Raw genomic sequence first — 13489 nt, forward strand, 5'->3', positions numbered from 1 at the left:
CATTCACAGTCATCAAACATGACTGATTTTTTAGAATTTTCAGGGTTTTACATACTGTTCAATCTTCTGTTTTCAAAGTGCTTTGCATCTGAGTAAAAGCTTGTCTTAATCAAATACTGACGCAGAAGGAGGGATTTGAACCCTCGCGCCGCTACTAACGGCCTACTCCCTTTCCAGGGGAGCCCCTTCAGCCACTTGGGTACTTCTGCAGTTAGCTGATTCTTTATTATATAGCGGCTAAAACCTGCCAACGGAGAGGGTGGGATTCGAACCCACGCGCCCTTGCGGACAAACGGTTTTCAAGACCGCCTCGTTATGACCACTTCGATACCTCTCCAAATGCGCTTTTACATTTTAATAGAAGTTTGTACTTTTGTCAAGCACTTTTTTCTATTATTTCCAAATCTCTTGGAGAACTTTATTATCAGTTCATTGGAGCTTTGTATTTGTTGTTGCCGTCATCAGAAGCAACTTGGATAGTTTATCATTGTTTATTGGTTCTGTCAACATATATTTACAATTTTTTCAAATTAATTTTTTTACCCTTAATATAACGTAGAATCTGTTGTTTTGCTTCCTCTGATGAGTAAAATGCTTCATCATTTCCTGTTATATAATAAAATGCGTCTCTCCATATTTTAACAGGGTACTCCCCTGCCTGAATCTGATTAATTGATGACAGGAATTCTTCTGTAAATACATATTTCCTTAAATCAGACAGGTACATACAACCAGATTCTGCTGCAATTCGTTCTAAAAGTCCGGTCTCACAGGTCTGACCATCCTTTTCCTTCTTTTCTCCCATATTCATCTGACGTACCTTCTTCCTTTCTCTTCCTGTAATAATGCAGTGAATGATAGAGAATAACCACGGAATCCCCTGGAATGGTTTTATTGCCTGGTTATACATTAAATACTTTATATAACTAATAATATTGTAACGTATGCAACATGTCAAGAGATGGATTGCATTATTTGCTACACATATTTCATTTAATGCAATACTATGGAAACAGAAGGAGCTGCCTATGTATATTGATTTCAATTTTTCCAAACGGCTTTCGGAGCTAAGAACTGAAAAAGGTGTGTCCGCCCGGGATATGAGTTTGTCCCTGGGACAGAACCCCACCTATATCCACAAAATAGAAAATGGAATCGCTCTTCCATCTATGATGGGCTTTTTCTATATATGCGAATACCTGGATATTGAGCCTGCTGATTTTTTCTCCCGTAATATAAACAGCCCTGTTAAATTAAAAGAACTGACAGAAGATGCCCAGCACTTAAACCGGGAACAACTTGAGCACATCCATCTGATTGTCAAAGACCTTTTAAAATCAACGGGCAAAAAATAAAAAGGAAGCTGTGGTTACAGCATTCCTTTTATTTCATTCCGTAGATTCTCTTTAATAGTACCTCTGCAATATCCAGGTCTTCCGGAGTGGTAACCTTTATATTACTGTAATCTCCTGGAATCAGCTTTACCTTTTCTCTGGTCATGGCTTCCACAACCATAGCATCATCTGTTACTCCCTTTCGATGACTCTCAGTCGAAAGGAGACTCTCATACGCTTGAAATACCAGGCTGTATTCAAAAGCCTGGGGAGTCTGAACCAGCCAGAGATAATTCCTGTCTGGAGTGTGGGATGCAAATCCCTCTTCATCTGACACTTTAATGGTATCCTTTGCCGGCATTCCGGTGACACAGGCCTTGTATTTTTCTGCACCTTCCAACGCTCTTTGTATTATTTCACTGGTAATACAGGGTCTGGCCCCGTCATGAATTAACACATAATCACAGTCAGAGACCATCTTTAGTCCTTCATATACGGAATGATAACGCTCTATTCCGCCCTCTGTCACAGCCTTTACCTTAGTAAAACCGTATCTTTTCACAATTTCCTTCTGACAATAGGGAATCTCACCGCAGCCTGTAACGAGAACGATCTCATCAACTGAACTGGTTTCAAATGCCTTCAGCGCATAGTAAAGCATAGGTTTATCCAGGAGTTCCATGTATTGCTTGTGAATGGAACTTCCCATTCGGGTGCCTTTTCCTGCTGCCAGTATGACAGCGGCTGTTCTACCAGTCATTGCCTTACCTTTCTCCCAGTTTCAAATTAGGAACTGCATTTAAGTCCCAGCCAGCTCTTGAACCTTTTTTATATTCATAATAAGCGGCTGTTCCTATCATGGCTGCATTATCAGTACAGTATATGGGGGATGGATAATAGAAGGAGATACCTTCTTTTTCACAGGCATTTTTCATTCCCTGTCTGAGTGCAGAATTTGACGCAACACCTCCAGCGATTGCAACCTTTTTAAAACCATATTCTCTGGCAGCCTGTATCGTATGGCTTACCAGAACATCCACAACCGCATTCTGGAAAGAAGCTGCCAAATCTGGTACATGGATTTCCATTCCCATCATGTGAGCATGATTGATATGGTTTAATACTGCTGACTTTAAACCGCTGAAACTGAAATCGTAAACATTGCCTTCTACCTTTGCCCTTGGAAACTTTATTGCATCAGGATTCCCTTCTTTTGCCGCTTTATCAATCTTTGGACCGCCAGGATAGCCAAGACCTACCGCCCTTGCAACCTTATCAAAGGCTTCTCCGGCGGCATCATCTCTGGTACGTCCTAAAATCTCAAACTCACCATAATCCTTTACAATGACCAGATGGGTATGACCGCCTGATACGATCAGGCAAAGAAAAGGAGGTTCCAGATCCGGATGTTCAATAAAATTGGCAGATACATGTCCTTCAATATGATGAACACCTACTAAAGGCTTCTTTGCTGCATAAGCAATGGCTTTTGCTTCTGCCACTCCAACAAGAAGTGCTCCTACAAGCCCTGGTCCGTAAGTGACTCCGATGGCATCCATCTCAGAAAGCGGCTTACCGGATTCCAAAAGAGCTGCTTCGATTACCTGATTGATCTTTTCTATATGTTTTCTTGATGCAATCTCCGGAACTACACCTCCATATAATGTGTGAAGGGCAATCTGGGAGGATATTACATTAGAAAGTATCTCCCGCCCATTCTTCACGACAGAAGCTGCCGTCTCATCGCAGGAACTTTCAATTGCCAGTATATATACATCTTCCTCTGTATCATTCTTTTTCATTGCCATTCCCTCATTCCTCATCAAATTCCAGCTCTGCTGTCCAGGCATCTTTTGCCGCTTTTGCCCGCGGGAAAATGTCTCTGACTTTATCCATGAATTCTTCTGGTCTGGTAAGGGAGGGGCTGTAATGAGTCAGCCACATCTGTTTTGGCTGTGCTTCTTTTGCCAGTCTGGCAGCTTCATAGAATGTCATATGTCTGTATTCTCTGGCTTTTGCTTCTTTTCCTTCTTCCCCATACATTCCTTCACAGATAAAAAGGTCTGCATCTTTTGCATATTCTGCAATCACAGGAACTGGTCTTGTATCCGTACAGTAAGTCACTTTAATTCCCCGTCTTGCCGGTCCTAATACCATATCAGGAGTTAATGTTCTCTCTCCGTCAGCAATGGTCTCTCCTTTTTGAAGGCGGTTCCAGAACTTTTGCGGAATTTGGGACTCTTTTGCACGGTCAACATCAAAACGGCCTGTCCTTGGAATGGAAATAGAATAACCATAGCAAACCACATTATGGTTCACACGATACGCATCAATCACATAAGGTCCGATCTTTAACTGTTCCCGGTTCTCAGACAGTTCTATAAATTTTAATTCAAATGGAAGCTCCGGTGCTATGACCCTTAGCGCTCCAACGACCCGTTCCAATCCTTTTGGTCCAATGAGCGTAAGGGGTTCCGTCCGTTCGGCATTGCCCATGGTTAATAAAAGTCCCGGCAATCCGCTGATATGATCCGCATGATAATGAGTAAAGCAGATGACATCAATGGGCTTCGGGCTCCAGCCTTTTTCCTTTAACGCAATCTGGGTCCCTTCGCCGCAGTCAATGAGAAGACTGCTGCCGTCACACCTTGCCATCATGGCTGTCAGCCAGCGATATGGTAAGGGCATCATTCCTCCGGTTCCCAGCAAACATATATCCAACATAAAATTTCCTCGCTTTTGCTTCAATCAATGAATGGCGGTCAAAAAACCGCCTCATAAAATCATATCACAAAGCAGAGGCAATTAGCAACTATAAATATTCCAGTTGTTCTTCTACTTCTACTGGTATTTTAAATTCCATAATCAAGGCGTCATAACAATCTTCACACAAGTCAAAGTGATGGATCTCCCCATCTTTTTCTGAAAAGAAATCCCAGCTATGATTGATGCTGATCACTCCTTCTCTGGCAATGCCTTCCGATACAATAATTTTTTTGCCGCAGCAATTGCAAACAACTGTTTCAAGCTGACCGCCGTTTTTGTACTTTCTCATCTTACTCTCACCTTTCCTTTTTCCCGCCCGCTGTTTTCATACCGGGCATATTGGTATGCCTTTTTGGCTTCCCTTTTTCGCACGTCCCAGATCCGCCCATTTTCTGCACCGCTAGAACGGAGGATAGAAAAAAGGGCATCCCAACTGGATACCCCTACATTATAAACGGTGTTATGACTTATTTTTAGTGGTAAATGTTTCAAATCACGGCGTACTGCATGACGAGGGCATTTTCACTCGGATTATGGTAATAATCTTTTCGAATTCCAGCTTCGGTGAAACCATAGGATCTATATAGGTTTCTGGCACTTTTATTGCTTTCACGCACCTCTAAAAACAAGGACTGTGCGGACTTTTCTCTGGAATAATCCACCACCCGGTCCATAAGTTTCTTTGATAGTCCGAGCCCCCTAAACTGGGGAAGAAGTGCAATCCTTAAAAGTTCTCCTTCCCCTGCAATGATCCGCAGCACACAGTACCCCTTCAAAATACCATCCCCGGTAAGCACAAACCAGGTATCCAGCTCACTGGTAAGTCCTTCTTTTATGGTATGAAAAGACCAGGGATCGCTGAAACAGACCTGTTCTGCATGGGAAATAAAAGAAACATGATTCTCTTCCATCTTACAGACCATTCGTTTCCCCTTTTAAAGCCTGCTCTTCCCGCTCACGCTCTGCCTGCGGTTTTCTCAGATAATCAGGTCCGTGGTCGGCTGCACTTACCGTTTTTCCTTCTTCATAATACAGACTTCCAAGAGCTGCAACAGAAGATGCTTTCTGTCTGTTTAAATGGGCAGGTGCAAAGGAATATGGAACAGCCATCTCCTTCTTTATCTGCTCTTTGTATACAGGAACTCCATCTCCCAAAAAGATTATCTTCTCTCCTGTTTCATTTAATTCTCTGATCAGATCGGAAATATCCATGGCACAGGATTCTTTTTCCACGGAAAATCCGCTTTTATTGTTATAGATTCCTGTATATACCTGATTTCTTCTGGCATCCATAATGGGACATACCAGACCGGAATATCCGTATAAATTATATGCCATTGCGTCTGTGGTAGGTACCGAAACCAACGGCTTATGAAGTGCAAGTCCAAGCCCTTTTCCCGTGGCAGAACCAATCCTCAGACCGGTAAAAGAGCCAGGACCTGCGGATACTGCAATGGCATCAACCGTTTCCAAATCAAATTCTACCATGGAAACAATCTCATCAAGCATGGGAAGAAGTGTCTGGGAATGGGTCTTTTTAAAATTGACTGTATATTCAGCGATGAGCATCTGATCTGTTATAAGGGCAACAGAGGCTACCAGCGATGAGCTTTCGATTCCAAGTATATTCATTTACATTCCCTCCACGGTTATTTTTCTGTAATCAAACCCTTTTTCCATATCTTTTTCAATGGTCACCGTAATCACATGATCAGGAAGAATCTCCCGGATCAGCTCAGACCATTCAATTAATGTTACCCCTTCTCCATAAAAACAGTCTTCATATCCAATCTCATCCATTTCGCTTACATCGCCGATCCGGTAGACATCAAAATGATAAAACGGCAAACGCCCGTCATCATACTGCTGGACGATTGTAAACGTAGGGCTGTTTACAGGTTCTGTAATTCCAAGCCCTGCTGCAAATCCCTGTGTAAAAACCGTTTTTCCAACCCCAAGATCCCCGTTTAAACAATAAACCGAGGATTGATCTGCCGCCTCTCCCAGTTTCTTCCCCAGTTCAAACGTCTCTTCTGGTTTCCAGCTATCTATTACCATAATTATATCCTCTTTCGCCTCCAAAGAGGCAGCTTCTTTAATTATTAGTGAAATTAATGCCTGTTTCAAATATCCGGTAAAAGATCAGAATTTCATTGTCAGCGCAATCCGTTTCTTGGGAAGATCTACGCTTATGACTTTCACCTCAACAATATCTCCTACACTTACTGCTTCCAATGGGTGCTTGATGAATTTGTCTGATATCTGGGAAATGTGGACAAGGCCGTCCTGATGGACACCGATATCTACGAATGCACCAAAATCAATGACATTCCTTACCGTTCCTTTCAGTACCATACCTGGTTTTAAATCTTTCATATCCATAACATCAGTCCGGAGAATGGGTTTTGGCATCTCATCACGGGGATCTCTCGCAGGCTTTTCCAACTCTTTTGCAATATCCCGAAGGGTGATCTCACCGATCTCCAGTTCAGAAGCAAGCTTTTTATAATCAGGAATCTTCTTACCTAATCCACTTAGACCGCCACGTGTAAGTTCCGATGGCTCATAGCCCAGTTTCTTTAGAAGCTTTTTTGCCGCTTCATAAGATTCCGGATGAACACTGGTCTGATCCAGAGGATTCTTTCCTCCCTGAATTCTCATGAATCCGGCACACTGTTCATATGCTTTGGGACCCAGTTTGGAAACTTTCAATAGCTGGCTTCTGCTTAAAAAAGCACCATTCGCCTCCCGGTATAAGACAATGTTCTTTGCAATCGGCTTTGAGATGCCGGATATATATTCCAAAAGGGAAGCGGAGGCAGTGTTTAAATCCACTCCGACTTTATTTACACAATCCTCAACTACAGCCTGGAGTGCCTCACTTAAACGCTTCTGGTTCATATCATGCTGGTATTGACCTACACCGATGGACTTTGGATCAATCTTGACCAGTTCTGCAAGAGGGTCCTGAAGTCTTCGGGCAATGGAAGCTGCACTCCGCTGACCAACGTCAAAATTAGGAAATTCCTCTGTAGCCAGCTTACTGGCGGAATAGACAGAAGCCCCTGCTTCATTCACAATAATATACTGAACCTGCTCCGGAATTTCTTTTAATAATTCCACGATTACCGCCTCTGATTCTCTGGAGGCTGTTCCATTTCCTACAGAAATCAAGGAAATGTGATACTTTTTAATAAGCTTTTTGACCGTTTCTTTTGCTTCTTCCACTTTATTCTGCGGAGCAGTGGGATAAATGACCACGGTATCAAGAACTTTTCCTGTCTCATCCACGACTGCCAGCTTACAGCCTGTCCGAAATGCAGGGTCCCAGCCAAGAACTACACGTCCGACTATAGGAGGCTGCATCAAAAGCTGCTCCAGGTTCTTTCCAAAGACTTTAATGGCACTCTCTTCTGCCTTTTCCGTCAGTTCACTTCTCACTTCCCGCTCGATTGCAGGAGCAATGAGACGCCCGTAACTGTCTTCAACTACCTCTTGAAGTACAGGTGTTGTGTAGGGATTGTCCCTTACAATAACCTGTTTTTCCAGATATCGGATAATCTGTTCTATGGGAGCTGTAATCTTTACGGTAAGAAGCTTTTCTTTTTCCCCGCGGTTTATGGCAAGAATTCTGTGTCCTGCTGTCTTTTTTAATGTCTCTTCATAATTGTAATACATCTCATAAACAGATTCTGTCTTCTCATCCTTTGCCTGAGACTGGAGAAGCCCCTGACTCAATGTGGCATTGCGGATATAGGTACGGAAATCTGCCTGGTCAGAAAGCCGCTCTGCCAGAATATCCTTTGCACCATCAATGGCTTCTTCTGGAGAATTCACTCCCTTTTCTTCTGAGACATACCGGCCAGCTTCTTTTATTAAAGGGGAATCTGCCATTTGAAGAAGAATATAATCTGCAAATGGTTCCAGACCTTTTTCCTTTGCTATGGTGGCACGGGTCCTTCTCTTTTGCTTATACGGACGGTATAAATCCTCTACGGCTACCAGAGTCGGGGCTTCGTTGATCCTTACCTCCAGCTCTTTCGTCAATTTTTCCTGGTCCCGGATGGAGGAGATCACCTGCTGCTTCCTCTCCTCAAGATTCCTGAGATAACGAAGACGCTCATCCAGATCCCGAAGTACCTCATCATTTAAAGAACCGGTAACTTCCTTCCTGTATCTGGCAATAAAGGGAATGGTATTCCCCTCATCAATCAGCTTAACCGTGGCTTCTACCTGGTTCCTTCCAATGGAAAGTTCTTCCTGCAATACTTTTATGATATCCATGCTATTCCCCTTGCTTTTTAATAGTTCATTTAATTTTATTATTATAATTCATCAGTCTTTGGTTTGCAAGACCTGTCTGGACATGCAGTCGGTTTCGTGCTACAATCATACAATGCAAGAGAATGCGCTCTTTGCTTTTGAAAATACGCAAACGAGGTATAAATACAAATGGAAGATCATAACAAAAGCAATAACGGGATGCTGCCTCAATTACCGCCGGCAGGTTCCTTTCTGGCCTATTGGTCTGTTTTCCTGGGTGGTCTTGGACTGGTGAGCGGCTGCCTTCCTTTATTTAGTATCTGGAATCTTCCAGCAGGACTTTTTTTCGGTCTTGGAGGAATTATATGTGCAGTACTGTCCAAACGAGGGAAACCTTTTACTCAGCAGGCACAGCTTGGTCTGATCCTTTCTGTCATCGCTTTTGTCTGCGGAATACTCATGGCATTATTTGTTATCTTTGTTTACGACACCATGGATTCAAACTCTCCGCTGGGGCAGTATTTCAGAGATACCATTGAAACTGCCACTCAGGCACTTATGCCTCCTAAAGCTCCTGGCGAATAAGATTATTTTAAAACAGGAAGCAGATCCACGCCTTTTACTACCAACATATAGTTTTTAAAAATCCAGTTCACTACTACAATGGCAGCCCCTGCCAGAATAAAAAAACGAACTCTTTTGTTGTGGTCCATGGGACGTGAAAATTTCTTTGATATAAAGCGAAGGACGATTTCACATAGGAACACACAAACAGTATAAAGGACCAGTGGATGATACTGAAAACTCATCCACAGGTCCCCTCTTAAAAGGGAACGGACAGCCCGTGTTCCGCCGCAGCCAGGACAGTATAGTCCGGTTAAGCGGTTGAACACGCATGGCTTTCCAATTCCCAGTATTTCTTTTAACCAATTCATAACATTCACCTGTCTAATCTGCCAGATCAAAGGCATCATGAACCGTTCTCATAGAACGTTCCACATCTGCTTCATCAATCAAAACCGTTATCCGAATCTCAGAAGTTGCAATCATCTTAATATTCACATTCGCATTGGAAAGAGCTTCAAACATCTTGGCTGCTACTCCCGGATTGCTGGACATACCTGCACCGATGATGGAAATCTTCGCCACTCCCTCTTCACTGGTTACATCCTGGGCAGAGAACACTTCTTTTTGATCTCTTAACAGTTCTAATGCTTCCTGCAAATCTGTCTTGGCAACGGTAAAGGAAATGTCTTTTCTTTCCTCCCGTCCAATTGACTGTATGATAATATCCACGTTTATGTTATGCTTTGCCAGCAGATTAAAGATCTTAAATGCAACTCCAGGCATGTTGTTTACACCAATAACAGATATACGGGCTACATTCTTATCTGCTGCCACACCGCTGACCAGCATTCTCTCCATCTTTGCTTCCTCCTTGACCACAGTACCTTCCTCTCTTGTCAGACTTGACCGGACTACTAATTGTACACCATATCGTTTTGCCATTTCCACAGAACGGTTATGGAGGACTTTGGCTCCTAAAGAGGCAAATTCCAGCATCTCATCATAGGAAACTTCCGGAAGTTTCCTTGCATCTGGCACCACTCTGGGATCTGCTGTGTATACACCATCCACGTCCGTATAGATCTCGCATGCGTCTGCATGAAGCGCGGCTGCAAGTGCAACTGCGGTTGTATCGGATCCACCCCTGCCAAGGGTAGTTAAGTCATCGTACTTGTTGACTCCCTGAAATCCGGTGATAACTACAATCTTTCTGGAATCCAGTTCATGCCGGATACGTTCTGTGTCAATCCGTTTTAATTTGGCAGTGCCATATGCGGAGGTTGTGTGCATGGCTACCTGTGCCGCATTCAAAGAAACCGCCGGTACTCCCAAAGAATGGAATGCCATGGACATAAGTGCCACACTAACCTGCTCTCCGGTTGCCAGAAGCATATCCAGTTCTCTCTTTGGGGGATTGGGATTCATCTCATAGGCCTTGGCGATCAGACCGTCTGTCGTCTTACCCATCGCAGACAGGACCACAATTACCTGATTGCCTTTTTCATACTCCTCTATACATCGCTTTGCCACGTTGAATATCTTTTCTTTGTCTGCGACGGAGCTGCCGCCAAATTTCTTTACTACTAACATTGCTGCCTCCTGGCGAAAATTAGAATTCTGCGCGGATGCACTGTCTGATGCCTGACAGTTCGTTCGCTTTTCTTTTATATTCCTGTTCTGACATCGCTTCTGTTAAGAATGCAAACTCATCCATGTGATCCAGCTCAATGCCTTCCACTTCGCCAAATACAGACTCTACTTCTTTCAGCCGTTTTGCTGCAATTCCCTTAACCCGTACAAAATAGCGGAAAACCATAGTATCCATAGGAGCAATGGCAAGACTTTCTTTATCCCAGCCAAGTTCTACATGAGTAGTTTCATTCTTAAGGGCTTCCACAATATCTGCAATCACTGCACTGGCAGTAGGAAGCTTTCCTGCTCCGCTGCCATAAAACATGGAAGTTCCTAACATATTACCTTTTACCAAAATGCCATTATAGACATCATTGACGGAATAAAGCGGATGATCCTTCCCGATCATAACCGGTGCAACAAAGGCATGTGCAATACCATCTTTAATCCGGCTTGAACCCAGAAGTTTAATGGAGGTTCCAAGGCTTTCTGCATAGGAAAAATCCACATCCGTTATTTTTGTTATCCCTTCTGTATAAATATGCTCGTAGTTCACCTGGTGTCCCGCTGCCATGGCTGTAAGAATGGCAATTTTCCTACAGGTATCATGTCCTTCTACGTCTGCTTCGGGATTTCGTTCCGCATATCCTAAATCCTGAGCTTCTTTTAAAGCATTCTCAAACGTATCTCCCTGTTTATCCATCTTTGTCAATATGTAGTTGGTCGTTCCATTGAGGATTCCTGTAATCTCCTCAATCACTTCTCCTGCAAGAGATGTGTACAGAGGACGAATAACCGGAATTCCTCCGCCTACGCTGGCTTCAAAAAGGAAATTCACATGATGCTCTTTTGCAATCTTTAACAATTCTGTTCCGTATGCAGCTACCAGCGCTTTGTTTGATGTAGCAACATGCTTGCCCGCCTCCAGACTCGCCTTTACAAATGCGTAAGCAGGTTTTAAACCTCCCATTGTCTCGATTACCATCGTAACTTCAGGATCATTCTCAATTACGGAAAAATCGTGGACAATCTTATCTTCCACAGACGTGCCTGGAAATTCTCTTAAATCCAGGACGTATTTTACAAAAACCGTATCACCCGTCGCTTTTGCAATCATATCTTTATTTCTCTCTAATATTTCTACAACACCAGAACCGATAGTCCCATAGCCCATAACTGCAACATTTTTCATCTCTCTACTCCCTGGCTAAAATTTTAACGTAATGAACTCCATGCTTCTCTTCTAAATCTTCTACCATCTTTGACACATTCCCAGTCGTATCCAAAACTTCCACGCTCAGGGTTAAAGTGGCAACTCCATTCACCGGTATGCTCTGGTGAATCGTAAGAATATTAGCACGGTATACCGCAACCACATGAAGAAGATCGGACAGCAAACCAGGTTCGTCATCCATCTGCATCACAAGGGTTATGGTTTTCCCCTTCGTATTATCATAAAATGGAAAGATATCATCCTTGTATTTATAAAAAGAGCTGCGGCTGATCCCAACTCGGTCAGTCGCCTCCTGGACGGTGATAACACGTTCTGAATCCAACAGTTTTTTTGCTTCAACAACCTTTAGTAATACTTCAGGTACCGCTTTCTGCTTTACCACAAAATATTTACTCTTTTCTTCCATAAAAAAATATCTTCCCTTCTGTGTCCGCAGCAGAAAAACATCTGTGCTCATAGGGAAGATATTATCATATTTATGATTGGTATGCAACCATTTTGTATTTATTTTCTTGGATTTTTACAAATAATTAGCTAAAAATCTAGTCAGGTGTATTCTCACTGGCTTTTGCTCCAGTGCTTAACCACCTCAGATATGCGTACATAAATTGATCCAGAGATCCATCTAGTACGTTGTTGACATTGCCTGTCTCCGCATTGGTTCTGTGATCTTTCACCATGGTATATGGCTGAAGGACATAAGAACGGATCTGGTTACCCCAGCCGATCTCAGTTACATCTCCGCGGATTCCAGATAACTTCTCCGCATTCTCCTGCTGTTTCAGCATATATAGCTTTGCCTTTAACATCTGCATTGCCTTGTCCTTGTTCTGGAACTGAGATCTCTCATTCTGACACTGTACCACGATTCCAGTCGGAAGATGGGTAATACGGATTGCAGAGGAAGTCTTATTAATGTGCTGTCCGCCTGCTCCACTGGATCTGTAGGTATCAATTCTTAACTCTTCTTCATTGATCTCCACATCCAGATCTTCTTCAATGTCCGGCATTACATCGCAGGAAACAAAAGAGGTCTGACGCTTGCCCGCTGCATTAAAAGGAGAAATACGAACCAGACGATGAACGCCTTTTTCTGATTTCAAATATCCATAAGCATTGATTCCATTAATCTGTATGGTTACCGATTTAATGCCGGCTTCATCTCCATCAAGATAATCTAACACTTCGGTCTGAAATCCCCTTTTCTCCGCCCAGCGGCAGAACATACGGTAAAGCATCCCGCACCAGTCACAGGATTCTGTTCCTCCTGCACCTGCATTGAGTTTTAAAATTGCATTATGGCTGTCATATTCTCCGGATAAGAGTGTGCTGATTCGCATAGCTTCCAGCTTATCCTTGAATTCCGTCATCATCTGTTCAACTTCCGGAACCAGAGACAGGTCATTTTCTTCATTACCCATCTCAATCATTACACCAATATCTTCATATTGCTGTTCCAGATCTTTGTATCCCTGAACCGTATCTTTTAAGTTCTTTGCAAGCTGGACAATCTTGGTGGACTTCTCCGGATCTTCCCAGAAGCCCGGTTCCTCCATAGACTTATCAAGCTCATCAATTCGCTTCAACTTATTATCTAAGTCAAAGTGAATCCCTCACTTCCACTAATGGTTTTTGAAACGTCGATAATTCATATTTGTACTGATCTAATTCTACCACTGTGTCACCCACTTTC

General features: G+C 43.0%; 16 protein-coding genes and 2 tRNA genes. 2 read left to right on the forward strand and 16 right to left on the reverse strand.

Going from position 1 to position 13489, the window contains the following annotated elements; genetic code table 11:
- Nucleotides 1-120 precede the first annotated feature (120 nt).
- The 3 genes from FAY33_RS13755 to FAY33_RS13765 form a co-directional block, all read right to left on the reverse strand.
- Nucleotides 121-209, reverse strand: a tRNA-Ser gene (locus FAY33_RS13755).
- 42 nt (nt 210-251) lie between these two features.
- Nucleotides 252-337, reverse strand: a tRNA-Ser gene (locus FAY33_RS13760).
- A gap of 177 nt (nt 338-514) precedes the next feature.
- On the reverse strand, nt 515-811 hold the full coding sequence (locus tag FAY33_RS13765; RefSeq protein WP_143321811.1) for a hypothetical protein: 297 nt from the start codon (nt 809-811) through the stop codon (nt 515-517).
- Between the two features lie 217 nt (nt 812-1028).
- Between FAY33_RS13765 and FAY33_RS13770 the strand changes: the two genes are divergently transcribed.
- The gene (locus FAY33_RS13770) at nt 1029-1355 is read left to right on the forward strand and encodes a helix-turn-helix transcriptional regulator (protein WP_143321812.1); all 327 of its coding nucleotides are present in this window, start codon (nt 1029-1031) and stop codon (nt 1353-1355) included.
- Between the two features lie 28 nt (nt 1356-1383).
- Here the strand turns inward: FAY33_RS13770 and ispD are convergent, their stop codons facing one another.
- From ispD to FAY33_RS13810, 8 genes are all read right to left on the reverse strand, one after another.
- Nucleotides 1384-2094: a 2-C-methyl-D-erythritol 4-phosphate cytidylyltransferase gene (gene ispD, locus FAY33_RS13775; RefSeq protein ID WP_143321813.1), complete on the reverse strand. Its 711-nt coding sequence runs from the start codon at nt 2092-2094 to the stop codon at nt 1384-1386.
- Nucleotides 2095-2098: 4 nt separating this feature from the next.
- Nucleotides 2099-3136, reverse strand: a complete 1038-nt coding sequence (gene tsaD, locus FAY33_RS13780) for a tRNA (adenosine(37)-N6)-threonylcarbamoyltransferase complex transferase subunit TsaD (RefSeq protein ID WP_143321814.1) — start codon at nt 3134-3136, stop codon at nt 2099-2101.
- 10 nt (nt 3137-3146) lie between these two features.
- On the reverse strand, nt 3147-4058 hold the full coding sequence (locus tag FAY33_RS13785) for a ribonuclease Z (protein WP_143321815.1): 912 nt from the start codon (nt 4056-4058) through the stop codon (nt 3147-3149).
- A gap of 88 nt (nt 4059-4146) precedes the next feature.
- Nucleotides 4147-4389 (reverse strand): hypothetical protein, encoded by a 243-nt coding sequence (locus tag FAY33_RS13790; RefSeq protein ID WP_143321816.1) that lies wholly within the window; start codon nt 4387-4389, stop codon nt 4147-4149.
- A gap of 199 nt (nt 4390-4588) precedes the next feature.
- On the reverse strand, nt 4589-5023 hold the full coding sequence (rimI, locus tag FAY33_RS13795; RefSeq protein WP_143321817.1) for a ribosomal protein S18-alanine N-acetyltransferase: 435 nt from the start codon (nt 5021-5023) through the stop codon (nt 4589-4591).
- The gene (gene tsaB / locus FAY33_RS13800; RefSeq protein ID WP_143321818.1) at nt 5013-5732 is read right to left on the reverse strand and encodes a tRNA (adenosine(37)-N6)-threonylcarbamoyltransferase complex dimerization subunit type 1 TsaB; all 720 of its coding nucleotides are present in this window, start codon (nt 5730-5732) and stop codon (nt 5013-5015) included. Before tsaB ends, rimI begins: the two co-directional genes overlap by 11 nt.
- Complete coding sequence (gene tsaE / locus FAY33_RS13805) at nt 5733-6158, reverse strand: tRNA (adenosine(37)-N6)-threonylcarbamoyltransferase complex ATPase subunit type 1 TsaE (RefSeq protein ID WP_143321819.1); 426 nt, start codon at nt 6156-6158, stop codon at nt 5733-5735.
- Between the two features lie 84 nt (nt 6159-6242).
- On the reverse strand, nt 6243-8384 hold the full coding sequence (locus FAY33_RS13810) for a Tex family protein (protein ID WP_143321820.1): 2142 nt from the start codon (nt 8382-8384) through the stop codon (nt 6243-6245).
- Between the two features lie 168 nt (nt 8385-8552).
- On the opposite strand from FAY33_RS13810, the gene FAY33_RS13815 reads away from it, so the two are divergent.
- Complete coding sequence (locus FAY33_RS13815) at nt 8553-8948, forward strand: sodium:solute symporter (RefSeq protein WP_143321821.1); 396 nt, start codon at nt 8553-8555, stop codon at nt 8946-8948.
- Between the two features lie 2 nt (nt 8949-8950).
- On the opposite strand, the gene FAY33_RS13820 is transcribed toward FAY33_RS13815, so the two are convergent.
- The 5 genes from FAY33_RS13820 to prfB all read right to left on the reverse strand — a co-directional run bounded on the left by FAY33_RS13820 (nt 8951) and on the right by prfB (nt 13473).
- A complete protein-coding gene (locus FAY33_RS13820) occupies nt 8951-9298 on the reverse strand; it encodes a DUF2752 domain-containing protein (protein WP_143321822.1) in 348 nt (115 codons plus the stop codon).
- A 13-nt stretch (nt 9299-9311) separates the two neighbouring features.
- Nucleotides 9312-10520, reverse strand: a complete 1209-nt coding sequence (locus tag FAY33_RS13825; RefSeq protein WP_143321823.1) for an aspartate kinase — start codon at nt 10518-10520, stop codon at nt 9312-9314.
- A gap of 19 nt (nt 10521-10539) precedes the next feature.
- A complete protein-coding gene (locus FAY33_RS13830) occupies nt 10540-11754 on the reverse strand; it encodes a homoserine dehydrogenase (protein ID WP_143321824.1) in 1215 nt (404 codons plus the stop codon).
- A gap of 4 nt (nt 11755-11758) precedes the next feature.
- Complete coding sequence (locus tag FAY33_RS13835; protein ID WP_143321825.1) at nt 11759-12202, reverse strand: ACT domain-containing protein; 444 nt, start codon at nt 12200-12202, stop codon at nt 11759-11761.
- A 136-nt stretch (nt 12203-12338) separates the two neighbouring features.
- Nucleotides 12339-13473 (reverse strand): peptide chain release factor 2 gene (gene prfB / locus FAY33_RS13840; protein ID WP_143321826.1). Its coding sequence is split into 2 segments (ribosomal slippage): nt 12339-13397 and nt 13399-13473, totalling 1134 coding nucleotides; the frame shifts between segments, so codons are not numbered across the junction.
- Between the last annotated feature and the right edge of the window lie 16 nt (nt 13474-13489).

This window comes from Clostridium sp. HBUAS56010 (assembly GCF_007115105.1).
GTDB lineage: Bacteria > Bacillota > Clostridia > Lachnospirales > Lachnospiraceae > Lacrimispora.

Bases quoted from the DNA above. Each gene is read 5' to 3' on its own strand.
- FAY33_RS13765 (WP_143321811.1), bottom strand. From the start codon at position 811: ATGAATATGGGAGAAAAGAAGGAAAAGGATGGTCAGACCTGTGAGACC.
- FAY33_RS13770 (WP_143321812.1), top strand. From the start codon at position 1,029: ATGTATATTGATTTCAATTTTTCCAAACGGCTTTCGGAGCTAAGAACT.
- ispD (WP_143321813.1), bottom strand. From the start codon at position 2,094: ATGACTGGTAGAACAGCCGCTGTCATACTGGCAGCAGGAAAAGGCACC.
- tsaD (WP_143321814.1), bottom strand. From the start codon at position 3,136: ATGAAAAAGAATGATACAGAGGAAGATGTATATATACTGGCAATTGAA.
- FAY33_RS13785 (WP_143321815.1), bottom strand. From the start codon at position 4,058: ATGTTGGATATATGTTTGCTGGGAACCGGAGGAATGATGCCCTTACCA.
- FAY33_RS13790 (WP_143321816.1), bottom strand. From the start codon at position 4,389: ATGAGAAAGTACAAAAACGGCGGTCAGCTTGAAACAGTTGTTTGCAAT.
- rimI (WP_143321817.1), bottom strand. From the start codon at position 5,023: ATGGTCTGTAAGATGGAAGAGAATCATGTTTCTTTTATTTCCCATGCA.
- tsaB (WP_143321818.1), bottom strand. From the start codon at position 5,732: ATGAATATACTTGGAATCGAAAGCTCATCGCTGGTAGCCTCTGTTGCC.
- tsaE (WP_143321819.1), bottom strand. From the start codon at position 6,158: ATGGTAATAGATAGCTGGAAACCAGAAGAGACGTTTGAACTGGGGAAG.
- FAY33_RS13810 (WP_143321820.1), bottom strand. From the start codon at position 8,384: ATGGATATCATAAAAGTATTGCAGGAAGAACTTTCCATTGGAAGGAAC.
- FAY33_RS13815 (WP_143321821.1), top strand. From the start codon at position 8,553: ATGGAAGATCATAACAAAAGCAATAACGGGATGCTGCCTCAATTACCG.
- FAY33_RS13820 (WP_143321822.1), bottom strand. From the start codon at position 9,298: ATGAATTGGTTAAAAGAAATACTGGGAATTGGAAAGCCATGCGTGTTC.
- FAY33_RS13825 (WP_143321823.1), bottom strand. From the start codon at position 10,520: ATGTTAGTAGTAAAGAAATTTGGCGGCAGCTCCGTCGCAGACAAAGAA.
- FAY33_RS13830 (WP_143321824.1), bottom strand. From the start codon at position 11,754: ATGAAAAATGTTGCAGTTATGGGCTATGGGACTATCGGTTCTGGTGTT.
- FAY33_RS13835 (WP_143321825.1), bottom strand. From the start codon at position 12,202: ATGGAAGAAAAGAGTAAATATTTTGTGGTAAAGCAGAAAGCGGTACCT.